This is a genomic window from Neolewinella aurantiaca, from assembly GCF_008014675.1.
Taxonomy (GTDB): Bacteria; Bacteroidota; Bacteroidia; order Chitinophagales; family Saprospiraceae; genus Neolewinella; species Neolewinella aurantiaca.
Map to the genome: position 1 here is coordinate 147,755 of NZ_VOXD01000004.1, position 17,784 is coordinate 165,538.

Here is a 17,784-nt window from a genome sequence, read left to right on the forward strand (position 1 = left end):
CGTAGTTCTCGGACAAGCTGCTCTGCGGTTACGTAAGGTCACCGCAGAAAGGGCTTGCTGGTGATTGTTTTCCCTTACCGGGCTACCACAAAACGGCGGCTGCCCTTTTCAGTGTCGCCTTCGTACCGGAAAAAATAGGAACCGTTTGGTAAGTCACCTACTGACAGCTGGGTTTTACCGTTGGTGAAAGTTCCTTGTTTTACGGCACGGCCGGTAAGGTCGATCACCTCGTAACTTATTTCACTGTTTGTGGCCGGAAGGTTAACCGTGATTTCCCGGCTGGCGGGATTGGGCGTAAGCAGCAGGCCGGCATCAGTTTGTTGCATAAGGCCTGTTGCCGGAAGCTCGGATGTTGCAGGCTCGCAGGGCTGACCTTCGGTGATTACCACGTCGCGGAAGTAGCTGTTACCATCGCGTGTGCCCACATCGTGGTCGGCAGTAAAGAAGAGGTACCTCGCCTGAAGGGTGTAGTACTGTCCGATCGGAATCTGGTAGTGGCGCCAGGATCCGTCTCCGGGGTAATTGTTGAAGTCACCAAGGCCCCAGCCCTGGGTACCGTACACCCGGAAGGTGAGGTTAGAGGAGAGTACCTCGTTATCATCCATACCGATACCGTGGACTTCGCCCTGCATCGTTGACCTGAACCAGAAAGATACCCAGGTGTCTGGAGTCATTTCATAATCTACTTCAATGGCTTTCCAGGCGTTGTTTTGGAGGAAAATACCTTCGCCACCTGAAAGCAGGCTTACGGTTCCTGCGTCCTGATTGGTACCGTAGGTTACAACGGTGTTTTCAACGAAGTCGATTACGTCACAGTCGCTTGCGGGCTCATCATCATCGTCCTCTACTTCAGGCAAGCAGAAGTCTATCACGTCCAGGGTGTCGAATTGGCTTCCGGAACCGATTACGTTACCGGTCGAGTCCTGCAGGAGGTAGCTTCCCTGGCCATAATCGCAGCAGATACCGTCTCCGTCGGAGTCGCTGATTTCAAAGATGTAGCATCCGTCGATCACACAAACAGTGTCTTTGAATACTTGTCCTTTTTTCTTCTTGGCGTAAGGCCCTCCTGTAGCGACTACGGTTCCTGTCTCCGTTTTGATCAGCCAGGTGGTTTCCATCCCGAAATCATCGAGGGTGAGGTTTACGTAGACGGTTTGCTGGTCGCAACTGATGGGTTCCTGCGGGGGATCGTTGTCATCGTTGTCATCATCGTCGTCATTGTTGTCGTCGTCATCATCATTGTTTCCTCCGGGAGGGGTGGAACAAACAGACTGTACGCAACCCTGAGCGGCCGCAACGCGGTTTGCAATCACGGCAGTCGGCTGAGGACCAAAGCCGAAGTTGAAGTTGATGCCCTGAGGACGCAGGTGGCAGTAAGACATGATGGTTCCGCCCTGAGCGGGAATCCCGGGGGTGCCACAAAATCCTTCGGTGATGCCGGCGCAACCGTCGATAGCGGTGTTGTCACCGTTCCAGACACAGGCGTGAGTATGCTGACTGCCGAGTAAGTGGCCCAGTTCGTGGGCAATTACCATTGTCGACCAGCTGTAAACAGGAACCGCTGCGTAGTTGGAGGCAATACTGGAGAAACTCATCCGGGCTGCCGTCCAGGGGTGGCAGAGCCCGTCGAGAACCGCGATACCTCCGCTGGCCTGGTAGCTGACGAGTTGAGCGAGATCACCGTTGAAGCTGGTACGGGCCGACTGGAATTGGGTGAGCATGGCGCTGCTGCTCGTTCCGCCGTAGGGGCTGATCTGGTCCCAGACCAGGATCTCGCTGATGTGCAGGTTTACCCCGATCTCGGAATAGAGGGAGGCGACTTCATTGAAGTTGGCGGCAAGGTGTTGCGCCGCAGCGTTGGCTCCGCCTTTGTCGAAAAAGATGTCGTAATCAATTTCGAAGTAAACATCGACACAACCTACGTCGGTTTTTTCGTCGGCAGGGTAGTCGAGTTCCTTTGCGGAGTAGGGTTGGCCGCTATCGGCAGTACCACAATCAAATTCCTGACCTTCGGCAAGCTGAGCATCAGGGAAAAGAAGGTAGGTCGTCTGCGGGTTCTTTGCTACCTGGTTTTGGATTTTCCCCAGGGCGAGGCGACTGCCGTCGGCACGGGAAATGGTGGCGGTTAGTTCCCCATCCAGCAGGGAAAGAGCGACCCGACTACCTGGTTCGCCGGCAACGCTGCCGGTGTAGTGCAGACCGAGGTCTGCGTTGGCAACGACCCGGTTATCCGAAGCAAGTCGGAGAATGAAGTCGTGACGCAGGAAGTCGTTTTGCTCCAACTCGAGCCGTAAACCGGAGCTGAGGCCTGTTATTGCCGGGAGTTCGAGCTCCCAGGTGACGGGAGCCTCGGCGAGGAGTTGAGAGTAATCTTCAGCATCTACCTCCAGGAGGCCGTAATTTTTAAGCTCTTTGCCCACAAGGCTTTCCGTTGCAGCTTTGTTGGTAACAGTACGGAATAGTGTGGATTTCTGAGCAGTGAGTGAATGAGAGACAGAGAAAAATAAGATCGGCAAAAAGGTGCCAATCACTAGGTTTAAAATAGATTTCATAAAGTTTGAGCGTGTATATGATCGCACGGTCCCATTGGACCAACACGACCAAGTTAGTGGAAAAACTGGTAACAGAAGGTTAGCCCGGAGCGTGCAGACCCCTTATTCCCGCGCAGAAGGACGCGAAAACGAGGTTATTCCTCAGTACCAGCGATGTAATAAAGGGTTGGGCGGCGGGGAGAATCGCCAGATTACAGCTACGGGGAAGGGTATAGCATTGACCAAAATGTTCAGCGGGGATATCGTGTAGCGCGCGCTTTTATTTTTTTAAATTCAAAGCTCTGTGTGCGTCGCGCGTTCTTTTGTGCAATGTTTCAACTAATAAACCAAAAGGTAGGTCGTCTTTATTACGGTCGCAAATGTAACACCAGCAGGTCGTGCTAAATTTCATTGCTTAGGCAGCGTTTAGTGAACGGTAGGGAAGTGTTAGACACCGGAAGGAGAAAAATCGGGAGATCACGGTTTTAACATTGTTCGGTATAGGGAGGCTTACCTCTAAACGACAAAACCGCCGCCCCGAGAAGATCGGGACGGCGGTTTGCCTTATTTTGTTAAAAAGCGTTCTATTCCCGCTCAAAGCGTAGCTCTTGCAGCAAAACACCGCTGCCTTTCTTCGCAACGTATACATAAACCCGGAAGGGGCCTTTAGCCGTAGCCAGGGTGCCGATGCAGTATTCTGCATCAGCAGATTTCGATGCACCCTGATGAACCTTACCGAAACTGGAAGGAGTATTGGTAGCGAAAAAGGTCTTCAACTCGCTAACTGCCTGGTCGCGGCTGTACAGGTCCTCTTTATCAAGGATGCTGAGTTCTACTTCCGCATCCATAACGGCAGCAAGGTCCTCAACGTTGCCGCTGCCGATAGCACGGCAGACGTCGTCGAGTGCAACGGGAGCCTGATCAGGCTGTGGGAACAGGTTGCTGAAAATGGCCAGGGAGATGATGAGAAGCGTTTTCATGGGATAGTATTTAGGTCACTAATTTAACCAAATTCCCGAAGGGCGCGGCGGCTAGCCGAAAACTCGCGCAGGGTTTAAACCCCTTTTGGTAGCTGGATGACTGTTAATTAGACGATTATGCCCGTAAAGGTCACAAATTCATCACCTACAAAACGCCCCCATGGCAATGGGGATTGCTACCAAAAAGTTAATGTTTTTGGAGGAACCAACCCGTTTAGCGGCCAAGGACTCGCTTTAGGCCTCCGGAAAATCGCTTTAGTACAGAATAATGCCTCTTTGCGCAAATTAAAATTTTGCTGCGGTTAAGGTGACGTGGCGTAATCCAGAGCAACACCGGGGAGATCTGAGCCGAACCTGGCAATACCGCCGAAAAAGGAAGCGGAGCGGTGGCTGGCGACCGGAAATCTCTCAGGAACATACCGGCAAATCTGCTGCTCAACCATCATCCCCTTTGTACCTTCGCCCCGTAATTAATACCCAGAAAATATGAAAACCGGCAAAGCACTATTAGTAATCCTCGACGGTTGGGGAATCGGCGGACGGCCCGAAGATGATGCCATCGCAATGGCCCGAACACCTAATTACGACCGGATATATAAGGAACGCCCTCATTCTACCCTCGTAACTTACGGCGAACAGGTCGGTTTGCCCGAAGGGCAAATGGGTAACTCTGAAGTAGGCCACCTCAATATCGGGGCCGGCCGGGTGGTGTACCAAAGCTTTGCCAGGATCAATAAAGCCATCCGGGAGGGTGAGCTCGAAAAACTGGAAGCCCTTCAGGAACAACTCACCTACGCCCGCGAGAACAATAAAGCTGTTCACCTGATGGGACTGCTCTCCGACGGTGGTGTACACTCCCACATCAATCACCTGCTTCGGCTTACCGAAATCGTTACCGCGGCCGGAAACGAAAAAGTATTCGTACACGCGTTCACCGACGGGCGCGATGTTGCGCCCGGCTCCGGGCGGGGCTACCTGGAGACCCTCACCGGTCATATCGCTGATCAGCCAACGGAGTTGGCTACCGTTACCGGTCGCTTTTACGCAATGGACCGCGACACGCGTTGGGAACGTATTCGTAAGGCCTACGACGCAATGGTTAAAGGTGTCGGTGAATCATCCGAAGACGTAATTAAAAGCATTCAGCAGCAGTACGACAACGGGGTGACGGATGAATTTCTGGAGCCAATCGTCATGAAAGGGGCTGACGGCAAGCCGGTCGCAAAGATTGAAGAAGGCGACGTCGTCATCAGCTTCAACTTCAGAACCGACCGGCCCCGGCAGATCACCCGTGCCCTTACGCAGGAGTCCTTCCCCGAGCAGGAAATGAGCCCCGTGCCCAACCTGCACTACGTTTGCATGACAACCTACGATGAGAAGTTCAGGAACATGGTCGTCCTCTTCCCTTCTACCGATCTCGTGAAGACCATGGGGGAAGTAGTCAGCGAAGCAGGTAAAACGCAGGTTCGGATTGCCGAAACAGAGAAGTATGCTCATGTGACGTTCTTTTTCAACGGTGGAAAAGAAGACGAATTCCCCGGCGAACGCAGAATCCTGATCGATAGCCCCCGCGATGTGGAAACCTACGACCTCAAACCGGAAATGGGAGCATACGGCATCACCGAAGCTATCGTAAACGACATCAACACGAATCAGCCGGATTTTATCTGTCTCAACTTTGCCAATACGGATATGGTGGGACACACCGGAGTTTGGGATGCGGCTATAAAAGCCGCCGAAGTAGTGGACGAATGCCTCGGAAAGTTGCTTTCTGCTGCCGAGAATCACGATTACCACACGCTCGTTATTGCAGATCACGGCAACTCCGACGTTATGCGCAACGAAGACGGAAGCGTTCATACAGCCCATACTACGAACCCCGTTCCGGTTGTTTACGTTGGTTCTAATACTGATCTGAAACTCAACCCCGGTGGCAAACTCGGCGATGTGGCTCCCACTTTACTGGCCCTGATGGGGCTGGAGAAGTCCGCAGAAATGGATGGTGTTTCGCTTATCGCATAAGCATTTCGGGGGCGCGGCCGCAGGTGAAATAAACGTTGTCGTTACAAGGCACTGTCGGGTTTACGGATATCCGTAAACCTCTGAGGTGCTCTTGATGGCGCTGGCTGTCCCTTATTGTCCAAAAATAAATAATCAATCATGCGTATTAGTCTGATTTTTTGCTGTCTTTGTCTTTTCATCGCCAGCGCCTGCCAACCCAAACCCGACACGGGCGTTGGAGTTGTTAAATCCGAAAAAGCAATGGCCAATACTATCCCAACCCCTTCTGCCTGGAAAATCATCAGCTGCTCCAGCGGGGGCAAAACCGTTGACGCCGTTAACGACAAAGGCTTCGTCGCCATCCGCGACGGACAAATCGGTGGCAACACGGGCTGTAATTCTTTCGGGGGAGAGTGGACAGGACCTTCGGCTAAAATGAAGGTTGGAGGTGTAATGGCGACCAAAATGTTTTGCGCCGACGCTAACAAACAGGAAGTTATGGTGCTCGATGTCTTCAACGGTACCGTTTCCGCCAAGCTGGCCGGCGACGAACTCACGCTTACCGGGAACGGAATTACTCTGCAACTGGAAAGGGACGACTCCAGGCTGAATTAAACACCACCCGCCTCTCCGATTTATTCTGCCGGGACTCGCAGTAGATACTGAGAGCGCCTGACCTGCATCTTACATGACCAAAGCTGAACTCAAAGCGACCCTGGAGCATTTTCACGATCGCCATAACAAACCGGACTTTATCCCCGACGACCCCATCGGGCTGGTCCACGCCTTTGATGATCCGCGCGACAGAGAGATTATCGGGTTTTGGGTGGCCACACTTGCCTGGGGGCGTCGGGCAACGATAATCGACAAGGGAACCCAGCTGATCGAACTGATGGGCGGTGAACCCTACCGCTTCATCACCGAGCACCACGAGGAAGACCGGGCACGCTTCGCCGATTGGAAACACCGGACCTTCAATTTTACCGATACCCTGTATTTCCTTGAGTTTTTGCAGCACTTCTACCGCGAAAACGAAAGCCTGGAAACTGCATTTTCCCGACACCTTAAGCCGGAAGACAAAAATATCGAGCCCGCGCTGATCGGTTTTCATAACGATTTTTTCAGCCTGCCCGACGCACCCCAACGCACCCGTAAGCACGTAGCTACACCTGCCCGAAAATCTCGTTGCAAACGCCTGTGTATGTACCTGCGCTGGATGGTCAGGAAAGATGACCGGGGTGTAGACTTCGGCGACTGGAACCAGATATCTCCCGCTCAACTCTGCCTCCCGCTCGATGTTCACGTGGAGCGCCAGGCCCGCCGCCTCAAACTGCTGAAGCGAAAGCAGAACGACTGGAAAGCCGTAGTGGAACTCACCGATGCCGTACGACGCTTTGACCCGGAAGATCCGGTGCGCTTCGACTTCGCGCTGTTCGGGATGGGGATAGAGGCCGGAAATAAATGACAGGGTATACCTAAGCCGGAGTGGTTTGGGACAATTAGCGCGAAGCTAACGCGGTTCCTGACAAGGCAAAAAACGTAGCCGAAGCCTTAGCTTCGGCGAGGCTTTTTAACGAAGTCAGGAATCGCGATAGCGAGTGAAAAAGTCCCAAACCATTCTGACTTAGGTATAGTACCCTTTTTCGGGTCGGTTGAAAAAGCGGTAGTACAATCTTTTACATTCCAGACCCCATTCCATCCCGAAGGGGCTTATTCCATTCTACCCGTTCCCGGGGAGGGGAGGGGAGGGTGCCGAAGGGGTAATATACATCTCCATCCGGACGTGCGCGCGAGAGATGACGGAGGTACAAGCTATCCGTTTGGATGACCTCGAGGCCTGGATACTCGATCGGTGAAACGAGGTAGTGCGTTGTGGAGTCGAAGCCTTCGAACTGGCGCCGAACGACGTGGCCCCTGGCTTTGGTGAGGTAGTACCCGGTGGCCGGTTCGATGAGGGTGTAACCGAAGATAGCAACCGAATCCTTTTCATGCCCTTCCATTACGTTGTAGGCGGTGTTACGAACCAGAATACCGCGCTCGTCCTGATCTGCCCTTGGCGGAAGGACGAAGAAATTAAATCCGATCCGGAGAAGAAGCAGAAATACGGTGAAGAGGATCAGCAAATTTCGTTCGCTTTGCCACGCCATCCACACTATTGCACCTGCGGCCGCGCCCAACAGAATACTCTTGAGCCAGGCATAGCTTACAACTTCTGTTCCCGGAAACAACGGAGCGAACGGAATGACCACAGCGCAGAGTGTCATGAGGGCCAGAAAGGTATAGCGCAGGGTCCGGTAAGAACGCGTGTTGTTGGCTGCGTGGCTCTGATGAAGAAACAACAAACTGCCGAAGAGAAGTGGAAACAACATCAGCAGGTAACGGGGGTAAACATTGGGTGATAACCAGTAAATGGGGATGTTCGCCAGGAAAGCGACCAGCATGAAGGCCGCGAAGTCATTCTTCTTCAATTTAGCCCAGCTACCGGGTTGTAAAAGATAGACGAGCAACAGGGTCCAGGGTAGAAAATGGTAGCTCATCTCGAAGGGGAAGGCAACAACGTGCTGCACCGATTCCACCAAGCCATGGGCTACGGCCGTGCGCTTGCCGCTTTCCACAAATAGCCGGCGGGCTACTTTTTCCAAGTCTACGTACTCGCTGTACTGCCAGTAGTACAAAGCCAGTACCGCCAGGCAGGCGATGCCGCTGAAAATATGCGCAGGGCGGAAAAACTGCTTCCAGGAACGGGTCCAGCCCAGAACAGCAAACACGCTCAGCCCCTGAAAAACGATGGCGGGAAGGCCCTTGAGCATGAAGCCGACGGCGGTGAGGGCGTAGGTCCACCCGAAAGCTTTCCACCAGTTTCCGTTGCGCCCGTGTTCGTACAGCAGCATGATCTGAACGTAAACAACCCAGCTGAAAGTGACGTCGATCAGGGCCAGCATGGAATCCCAGAATAACATCCGACCGCAGGTAATAACGGTCAGCGCATGTATAGCCGCCAGGTAGGAGGGGAAATGTTTCCGGCTGAAGTAATAGGTCGTGGCCGCAAATCCGAGCAGACCTAATACGGTGGGCAGCCGGGCTGCCCATTCATTCACCTCGCCGTGGAGCGTAAAGCTCAGCGCGAGAATCCAGTTCCAGAGCGGTGGTTTGTTCAGGTACGCATCGCCGTGCATGGTCGGGGAAACAAAATTTCCACTCCAGAGCATTTCCTGGGCCACCAACGAACGAATGGCTTCGTCGTCGATAAAAACCATGATACCCAGGTTGATCAGCAGGGCAGCAGGAAGAAGAAGGAGACTTAGATAGAGAAGCTTTTTGCGCACGGCGCGAAGGTAAGGGCTGGAGTGTTTCAAATTCAAGTCCAGTGCAAACCGTGTTCGTAACGAAATGCACCTTACGAGAGACTTTGCCGTTTAACTCGCCCGCAACGTACGTAGAATGCGGTAGGTTTCCTTTTTTCGTTTACTTCACGGATACTTCAAAAGAGTGGTTCGCGGCGCGTACTTTCCCTTCTGCACTACGCGTAACCACGAAGACGCGGTATTTGCCAATATCATCGGTAGCGGGAAGGTCGAAAGTGGCATCCCCGGCTCCGGTTTCCCAAAGTAGTACCGGGGAGATAGCGGGTACATCACTTTCGGCGGCGTCACGAACCGGAAAGTCGGCTGCTGGCTGCAGCCCTTTGACGGAGAAGCTGTCTTCGGCGTCTGCTGCAGGGAATTTAGAAAGGCCACGGATGGTTTCGATACGGACCACACCGTTGTTCCCTAATGCAGGGAAATTGCGCCGCAACTCACTTCCTACGTAATAGAAGGCGAGGTAACGAATCTCGGAAGGGGAGAGGTTCATGACGTAATTATCGTCCCGGGTAAGGCGGCCGTCGATGATGTAAAGCGGGTTTTCACCGAAGTAGCGCTGATTGGGTGCGTTGTACAGCCGGGCGGTGTAGTTGCCTTTCTTTAGCCGCACTTTGAGCTCTCCCGCTACCTCTTTGAAGAAGGTGAACATGTCCGGAAAAGCCTTGTAATCCTGCACATTAAAGTCCCGGTTGGGCCGCACTTCGCGGGGTGTTTCCCGGCTTGCGGCAGCATCGATTTCGGTTTCTACGGTCGCGAACAACTGGTAGATTTTACGGCGACGCCGGCTTAAATCGATGTAAGTGGCGACGGCCTGGGTAACGACTGGCTTCTCTGCGATTGGAGATAACTTGAACTCTACGGTAGATGGTTTCAGATCAGCACCGTTCAAATCTCGAAGCTGGAGCATTTTCTCCCCTTCAAAAGGAGGAGTCTGGAGGGTTACACTTCCTGCTTCGTCTGACTTGGCGAAGCCGAATTCGTAGCGGTTGGGGTCGAAAACGGGCAGAAGGTTGGTGGTCAGGGGAGTGCCCGCAGCCGTCATAACCTCAGCGGGGTAGAACAGAGTGTCTACCCAAGTGTCGGCAGCCGGAATATTGGAACCACCGGAGGTAAGAAAGAAGGCTTCTGCGTTAGACGTAATGACGTCTTCGTTGACAATGCTGAGGCTGTACGCATCACCGTTGGTGCCGGAAAGGGTAAGCTTGTTGCCGGTCATGCCGAGTGCAAGCCCCGCCGCAGGCGGGGTGTCAGAAGCGGCCGTATTCCCTTCGGCCTCGCTGGGCTCAACGCGCTTATCCGCGTAGACAGGGTGGCGTACAGTCCCGATGTCAAGGGTTTGTCCGCTGGAAGAGAGCCCGGTAAAGGAGACACGGAAATAGCCGGTTTGAGCCTCAAAAGGCCAACGATAGTACCCTTGGTAGCGGCCACCGTCTTCGGCGGAGAGAAAGAAATAGTCGATGGCGTCACCGTTGGGGCTATAGACGGTTGCTCTCACTTTGGGGGGAGCCGGGCTGGGCGGGTACACCGAAAACCAGGCTACTTCGCCCGCTACATGGAAGGGGCGGTCGAAATGAACAGATGTCTGGGCCGAAACCGCACCCATCGTCAGGAAAAGAATAAATACTGTCAGCAAACGCATGGCTGGGAAATTGGAGGAGTTAGAGGGATTTGCAGCGTCGGGTTTGCCCGATGCCCGTGGTAGCGAAAGCCGGTACTAAAGCTCCCACCACGGCGGGCGGATGGTTGTGGAAGTATTGCTTGCTACCAGACAATCGGTACACCTGTTGACAGGTGGCGGCATGGGGGAGTTAAGCGGACAGGCGGCGGTAGGGTTGCCGGCCTGTTCCTTTGTAACCGGAACACGAATGATGGAAGGCTGCGTGACATAAAAATAGCCGAATACATTGTCGATACTGCCATCCTCGCTTTTCACGTTACCGATGACCGGGCCGCCGGGGGCTTCGAATATGCTGAGTTCGGTACTCGCAATGGCGCTCACCTGATCGAAGTACGTGAAAGCCTCGCGGGAGATGGCTTCCTGCCGGATTTCCATATAGTTGGCTTCGGCGTAACGGAAAGAGACGGGGTTTTTACCCAAAGAGTAATCATTGAGCTCGGTTACGTTTGAGCTGGGGCCTACAACCTTTACGGAAGTTCCCTCAAAAGGCAGGTCGATATAGCAGGTTTTTATCCCGGTAGAGGTATCGCTGCTCATGTCGGTTTGCTGGTAGTATTCAGTGAGGAGCCACCGCACGTAGGCGGAAGATCCGTCGGGGTAGCGCAGAGGGGTGGAAATGGTGTACTCGATGGCGGGCTCTTCTCCCGGCACGCCTACCTGGTTTTCTACCGTTATGGTGGTTAGAGTTGCCGAGGCACTGCTGGCCTCGAGGGTAGGAGGCAGGGTCTCGGGCGTACTGACAAAGGTGTTGCCCTCGCGGGTACGGACGACGACGTTGAATTCCATCCCCTCTTCGGTCCGGAACGAAGGATCTCCGGCAGGGATGGTGGCACGGTAGATACCATCGCGGTAGAGCAGTTCGAGTTCCTGGCCGTCATTGTTTACGATGCGGACATCGGCGGTAACGATCTGCCCGGGGCGGTTGCTGTTCTCGAAGCGGAAGAGTTCTTCCAGCAAGACTTCGGCGTCCGTGAATTCCTCATCGACCAGGAGGCGCCCCGACACAACAATTCCGTCGGGTAGGGGAAGCCCCTGGGTAAGATCAATCTCATCGACACATCCGAAAAGGAGGACCGCCAGGAGGGCGGCTAAAGAGATACGTTTCATTGGGTATGGTTTAGAATCAGGGGGCGGTTACACGGTGCGGGCAGGGCGGCATTTCCCAACGCTTCTCTGCACCTGCGTTTGCGCCATACTGCAATCGCTGTTTTTTAACGGGTTTCGATGTTGAACGTGATGGCGGGAAATACGGTGCCGAGGACCGCCAGGCGGTTGGCAACGTTGCTGCGGTCGGGGGCCTGGGTGTAATAGACCGAGAAGGCATTCTTGCGACCGTAAACGTTGTAGAGCGAAATGGTCCAGCTCGTTTGTACCTTCTTGGTTTCATCGTATCCTTTACCCAGGGTGTAGGCAAGATCGAGGCGGTGGTAATCAGGAATGCGGACCGCGTTGCGGTCGCTGTAGACGGGAACGGAAAGTCCGTTTTCCACCCGGTAGCTGCCTACCGGTGCGGTTACGGGCCGCCCCGTGCCGTAAGTGAAGTTGGCGGTCAGGGTATTTCTTTTATTGGGGTTCCAGTTGATGGTGGCCACGAAGTTGTGGGGTTTATCGAAGTTGGAGTTGTAATACTCGCCACCGTTGATGCCAGCGATCTTACGCTGGGTGCTGGAGTAGGTGTAACTGAGCAGACCGTTGAGTGTACCGACCTTGCGCTTGGCACTAAGCTCGAGACCGTAAGCCCGTCCTTCACCGATCAGGATTTCTGTTTCCAGACTGGGGTTTACGATCACTTCGGCGAAGTCGCGGTAGTCCCACAACTCATCGATTTGGCGGGCGTAAATTTCGGCACCGAGCTCAACGTTGTTGTTGTCTTTATTGATGAAGTAACCCAGCGATACGTTGTGACTCAGAAAAGGAGGAATGTAGCGGGTCGCCAACTGATACTGTGAACTGGGAGTAGGAGAATCGCTTACGTAGATCTGGTTGAGGAACTGCGCCGTACGGCCGTATCCTGCCCGGATAGAAGCGTTGCCGTTGAGGCGGAAACGCATACTCAGGCGTGGTTGCAGACTGTTGAAGGAGGTGATGAGGTCTCCTGACCCGTAGCGAACGGAGTCGATGATTCCGCCCCGCACAGGAATGTCATCTTCGTAGAGGTTTTCGGTACCGGGGCCGAGGAAACGGTAATTGGTGTAGCGCAATCCTGCACTGATGCTGAACCGGTCGCTGACGGCGTAGTCCACACTGCCGAAGGCGCTGGCCTCCATGGCCTGTTCATCTTCAAGGCCTGCGGGGTCCACAAAGGATTCATCAGAGGCGGGCGCGCGGCTGCCCGGATTTACGGTGAAACGGTTGATTTCTAATCCGCCTTCAAATTGCATCTTCTCCGTAGCATCGAAGTTGATCTTTGGCTTGATGGTGAAGTACTGGATTCCGTTGTCGACCTGCTCGGCGGTTAACGCCCGGAGATCGCTTTGGCTGCTTTGGTAGTCGCTGAAGACGAGGCTGAGGTCGCCATAGAGCTTGTCGCTGAAAATTTGTTTCCAGGTAGCCTGCCCCATCGTTGTCTGGTAGTCGAAGGCGAAGGTTTCGTTGTAGTTGAATTCGTCCTGCGAGCCGTAGCCCTGAAGGATCAGCGTGGAGTTCTCGCCGATGCGCTGCGTGAAGCGCAGGTTGCCATCGAAGAAGAAGGTGCTGGAGTTTTTCACTTCGTCCACGCTGGCGAGTTTAAGGGCCCAGTCGGCGTAGCTGGAGCGTGCCCCGAAGATGAAACTGCTGCGGTCCTTCACAATCGGTCCTTCCAGCATCACCTTTCCGGTAACGGGGCCGATACCGGCCTTGACGCGGAAGTGGTCGAAGTTGCCGTCGCGCAACTGAACGTCGAGGACCGAAGCGAGGCGGCCACCAAAACGAGCGGGCATGTTGGCTTTGTAGAGGTCTACCGATTTGATCACATCGGCATTGTACGTGCTGAAAAAGCCAAGTGCGTGGCTGGAGTTGATGAGTGCGCCGTTGTCCATCAGCAAGAGGTTCTGATCGATTTCTCCGCCGCGGACGTTAAAGCCGGAGGCGCCTTCACCGATGGAACTTACGCCGGGGTTAAGCAGCAAAGCTTTTACAACATCGGCTTCGCCCATGAAAGTAGGCAGTTTTTCGAGCTGTGCCAGGTCGAGACGCTGCACGCCGGCCTGCACGCGGTTGACGTTAGCATCGGCGGCCTGCTCGGTGACCACGATTTCCTGAAGATTGGTGCCGGAGGCACCGAGTGCGATGTCGTACTCACCACTACCGTTCACTTTTATTTCGCGGCGGTTGGCACCGAAGCCGACGTAGGAGATGATCATCGTATAACTGCCGGGGCGAAGTTTCAGTTCGTAGTTGCCGTCAATATCTGTTGCGGCAGCAGCGGTGTTGTTTTCAACCTGTACGGTGGCACCGATGAAAGTCTCGCCCGTAGACTGATCGGTTATTTTTCCGGTGATGGTTGCCAGGCCGTCGGCACCGAGACTTTCGAGGGTGCCGATGTAAGCAGGGCCAGAGGGCTCTCCCTGGCTGGTGGCGGGGAGGTCTTCCTCGATCCGGTCGGCAACGGCGGCGTAGTACGCCGCGTCGAATTCTGTACCGATAGTGATTGCGGAGCCAATTACGTAAACACGATCGCGGTAATCCACAAAATCAAGGACGGAGCCCTTGAGGATGGCATCGAGGGCTTCCCGCATGGTGGCGTCTTTCAGGTCGAGGCTGATGTCGCTTTTTGGGAGCTGGTCTTCTTCAAAAAATACCTTTACCGGCAAGTTTGCGTTGATCTGGCGCAGGGCTTCTGCACGGGAGATCGAAGCATCCGTCAGGTTCAAAGTTACGGGAGCTCTTTGGGCACTTATTCCGTTACAAGCATCGGGACCGGCAATCGCGCATATCAATATGTCGCTGACGCAGGTGCATAGCAAGATTAGGAAGGCAATGGGAATTAACTGTTTCATTTTAGTTGTTGACTGGGGTGATCGCGTGATCCTGCCGCTAATGTACGTAGTAAAAAGCCTTATGCATCGGCCTGGGCCCTCAAGAAACCGGCCAATGGTAAGCTGGACAACGAAAATAGGCTGCCGCTTAAAATTCTGTAACGGTGGGTAAAGTACACTAAAAAGGGATAATCGGTTTTGTTTTATTTTGTTTTTCGAAATTATTTATGGTTGGGATTGGTTTCGCTTTGTTGAAACCCAAAATAGACTATGATTAACCACCCCGTGAAAGGGCCATAATGACCGGATATACACGGGGAAACTTGTTTGTTTAACCGGTTATTTTTTCTAAACCGGAGTGGCTCTTGCTGTGAGGGCGGTTCTTTTGGAGGAGGGCATGGTCATCCGGCGAATGAACGAGTAACCAGAAACGTTGCTTTGCACCTGCGTCCGCGCCAGTGCCGTACCTTTACGACGCATACCAATCTGACCAAATGAAATCCGCGTTCTTTTTACTTCTGTTTTTCGTTGCAACAGCATTACCTGCTCAGGGCACACTCCTGACCAGCGTAGTGAACAGTGAAATAGAAATCGAGAACTGCGCCCGTATTAACGACCGGGAAGTTCAGTTCGGGCCCGCCGTGTACGGAGAAGACCTCGTGTTTCTGACGAGGCCACGTGTAGGCAACATCGATCCGCTGACGCGTAAGACCTATTTCAAGCTTTTCCGTTCTCCGCTGGGCCGTGATGGTATGCCGGCGCGCGCCAAAAAATTTTCTGTAGAACTCAATTCAAATTACAACGAAGGCCCGGTTTCTTTCACCCAGGAAGACAGGGTGATCTTTTTTACCCGGACACAGCTCGACGACGGTGCCACGATTGAGGACCTGAACGGCAAGGCCAACCTGGGCATCTACTCTGCTTATCGTGCTGAATACGACTGGGCCGGCGTGCGTGCTTTACCTTTCAATGGCCGGAATTTCAGTAACCAGCATCCTTCGGTTACGCCGGATGGTCGCCGGGTTTTCTTCTCCAGTAACCGCGAAGGCGGGTACGGCGGGTACGATCTGTACTTCTCGGACTTTTTCGAAGGTCGCTGGAGTGATGCCATCAATATGGGGCCCGATATCAATACGGAAGCCAACGAAGCGTTCCCTCATATTCACCCGAGTGGCCGGCTGTTCTTTTCAAGCCAGGGCCATGGCGGCCAGGGTGGCTACGATATTTTTATGGTAGACCTCAGCGGTCGTCGGTGGGGCTCGGTGATTAACCTGCCCACCCCCGTGAATTCGCCGGGCGATGATGTAGGGATAACCCTTACGCCCGATGGTACACGGGCATACCTTGCTTCCGATCGGGAGGGAGGAATGGGGATGGACGATATCTACATGTTGCGCCTGAAACAGGGAATTACCTCTCTACAGGGGCCCGAAATCGACGGAGAAACATTTACCGTTTACGACGGAGCCAACAGCCGCCGGGTTAGCGGCGCCCAGGTCTGGTTCGGGGAAGTAGACCCATCTGGCCGGTTACCGGCCAGTTATTACTCGTTTGAGCTGGAGCAGAAAGCAGGCGAAAAGAAGTTGGTCCCGGTAGTGAAACCTTTAGGGTTGCTTGCTCCTTCTTCGCTGAGGACCGATCGCGAGGGAAGTCTGAGGCTAGAGCTCACCGTTGGCAAAACCTACGAACTGCGGGTGTATAAAGACGGGTTCTCTCCGGATGTACTTCGGTTCATTTACACAAAAAACGGTCCCAGCCGGCCGTTGGTGATGACACTTTTGCCCAACAATTGCCGGCTCGTTTCGGGCCGGATCTGGGACGTGAAGGGAGGAGGTATCGAGAACGTACCGATTCAGTTTCGTCCGGAAAACTGCAATGCTGCCAGTATATCGACGAGTACGGACGCAGCGGGAAACTATGAGATTTGTCTGCCCATGGGCTGCAACTTTATGGCGGTAGCGGGGCGGCCCGGCTACCAAACGGGGACCGGGCGTCTTTCTGCCGAACAGTTGGCGGGGAGCGAACTTCCGGTCTTTGATATAGCATTGCAACCTGAGGGTAACGTTAGCCGGAGAGGACTGAATACAGTAGATGCTGTTCTTTCCTTGCCAGGACTGAATTTTTTCGACAATACGGCTATTCTACAGGAGAATCTTTCTCCCGATTTAGACTTGATTCAACGGTTGCTGGAAACCCGACCGGACGTTAATTTCCTGATTATAGCTCATACAGATGGGGTTGGCAGTCAGGCTGAATTGCTTCAGATGGGGGAAAAGCGGGCGGAGGCCGTTCGTCAGAGTCTGTTGCTGCGCGGGGTCGAAAATAATCGGTTACGGACGGTCTCTTACGGCAATGCTTACCGTCTCCGGCAGTGTACCAATTGCACCACAGCAGACTTTGCTGCAAATACCCGACTGGAGGCCAAGGTGATCGGCTGGTAGGCATAAGGGGCAATTTTGCCTTATCTTTACTGCGCAAAAGAGAAAGATTTCAACCGGTCCCCGGGCATTCGCCAGAGCAATAGCCATGACGAAGACCCCTTCTTCTTCCTCCTCCGCCTTACGTATCCGTGATCTCGGACCGGGTGATCAACCCCGCGAAAAACTGCTGGCGCACGGGCCGCGCTCCCTTTCGGATGCCGAAATTATTGCGATTATTCTAGGATCGGGAATACCCGGTGCGTCCGCCCTTGATGTTGCCCGGCGGTTGCTGCTGTCGGTAGATCATAACCTGCACGACCTGGCCCGCAGAGAAGTGGCTGATTTTCGTCGGTTTAAGGGAGTGGGCAAGGTCAGAGCGATTAAACTGGTTGCCGCCCTGGAACTAGGACGGAGACGGGAAGCAGCACTGGTTCAGGAGAAGCCTGAACTGGGAAACAGCGAACAATGTTACCGGTTTCTGCGACCGGTTTTGGGGGATCTGCCCCACGAGGAATTTTACCTTCTGGTACTCAACCGGGCTAACCGTTTACTCGGTTCTCACCTCATCAGCCGGGGCGGGGTGACGGGAACGGTGGCTGACGCGAAAACGATTTTCCGGGCTGCGCTTTCTCACGGCAGCGCTACGTCTTTAGTGCTGGCGCACAATCACCCCAGCGGGCAGGCGTTCCCGAGTCAGGCAGACATCCGGCTTACCCGTAAACTGCGCGACGGCGCCCGTAACCTCGATCTGTACGTTCTGGATCACGTCATTGTAGCGGGAGAGGGGTACTATAGCTTTGCAGACGCAGGAGTCCTCTATCCTGAGGATAACCATTGAACATGAAGTGCTGTA

Annotated in this window: 11 protein-coding genes; 5 read left to right on the forward strand and 6 right to left on the reverse strand. The window is 54.0% G+C overall.

Features of this window, described 5'->3' with window-relative positions; translation table 11 throughout:
• Positions 1 to 74: 74 nt before the first annotated feature.
• Positions 75 to 2,552: a M12 family metallo-peptidase gene (locus tag FUA23_RS04060; protein WP_147929442.1), complete on the reverse strand. Its 2,478-nt coding sequence runs from the start codon at positions 2,550 to 2,552 to the stop codon at positions 75 to 77.
• A 563-nt stretch (positions 2,553 to 3,115) separates the two neighbouring features.
• Positions 3,116 to 3,511 (reverse strand): DUF4783 domain-containing protein, encoded by a 396-nt coding sequence (locus tag FUA23_RS04065; RefSeq protein WP_147929443.1) that lies wholly within the window; start codon positions 3,509 to 3,511, stop codon positions 3,116 to 3,118.
• Positions 3,512 to 3,997: 486 nt separating this feature from the next.
• Here FUA23_RS04065 and gpmI point away from each other — a divergent pair, with 486 nt between their 5' ends.
• The 3 genes from gpmI (at position 3,998) to FUA23_RS04080 (ending at position 6,977) form a co-directional block, all read left to right on the forward strand.
• A complete protein-coding gene (gene gpmI / locus FUA23_RS04070) occupies positions 3,998 to 5,533 on the forward strand; it encodes a 2,3-bisphosphoglycerate-independent phosphoglycerate mutase (protein WP_147929444.1) in 1,536 nt (511 codons plus the stop codon).
• Between the two features lie 138 nt (positions 5,534 to 5,671).
• Positions 5,672 to 6,127: an META domain-containing protein gene (locus FUA23_RS04075; RefSeq protein ID WP_147929445.1), complete on the forward strand. Its 456-nt coding sequence runs from the start codon at positions 5,672 to 5,674 to the stop codon at positions 6,125 to 6,127.
• Positions 6,128 to 6,200: 73 nt separating this feature from the next.
• Positions 6,201 to 6,977, forward strand: a complete 777-nt coding sequence (locus FUA23_RS04080) for a TIGR02757 family protein (RefSeq protein WP_147929446.1) — start codon at positions 6,201 to 6,203, stop codon at positions 6,975 to 6,977.
• A gap of 211 nt (positions 6,978 to 7,188) precedes the next feature.
• Here the strand turns inward: FUA23_RS04080 and FUA23_RS04085 are convergent, their stop codons facing one another.
• The 4 genes from FUA23_RS04085 to FUA23_RS04100 all read right to left on the reverse strand — a co-directional run bounded on the left by FUA23_RS04085 (position 7,189) and on the right by FUA23_RS04100 (position 14,532).
• Entirely contained in the window at positions 7,189 to 8,838 is a 1,650-nt protein-coding gene (locus FUA23_RS04085; protein WP_147929447.1) for an ArnT family glycosyltransferase, read from the reverse strand.
• 139 nt (positions 8,839 to 8,977) lie between these two features.
• On the reverse strand, positions 8,978 to 10,513 hold the full coding sequence (locus tag FUA23_RS04090) for a hypothetical protein (protein WP_147929448.1): 1,536 nt from the start codon (positions 10,511 to 10,513) through the stop codon (positions 8,978 to 8,980).
• Positions 10,514 to 10,588: 75 nt separating this feature from the next.
• A complete protein-coding gene (locus tag FUA23_RS04095; protein ID WP_147929449.1) occupies positions 10,589 to 11,659 on the reverse strand; it encodes a DUF4249 family protein in 1,071 nt (356 codons plus the stop codon).
• A gap of 104 nt (positions 11,660 to 11,763) precedes the next feature.
• Entirely contained in the window at positions 11,764 to 14,532 is a 2,769-nt protein-coding gene (locus FUA23_RS04100) for a TonB-dependent receptor (RefSeq protein ID WP_147929450.1), read from the reverse strand.
• 473 nt (positions 14,533 to 15,005) lie between these two features.
• Here FUA23_RS04100 and FUA23_RS04105 point away from each other — a divergent pair, with 473 nt between their 5' ends.
• Entirely contained in the window at positions 15,006 to 16,952 is a 1,947-nt protein-coding gene (locus FUA23_RS04105; RefSeq protein ID WP_147929451.1) for an OmpA family protein, read from the forward strand.
• Between the two features lie 85 nt (positions 16,953 to 17,037).
• Complete coding sequence (gene radC, locus FUA23_RS04110) at positions 17,038 to 17,769, forward strand: RadC family protein (RefSeq protein ID WP_147929452.1); 732 nt, start codon at positions 17,038 to 17,040, stop codon at positions 17,767 to 17,769.
• The last annotated feature ends 15 nt before the right edge of the window (positions 17,770 to 17,784 follow it).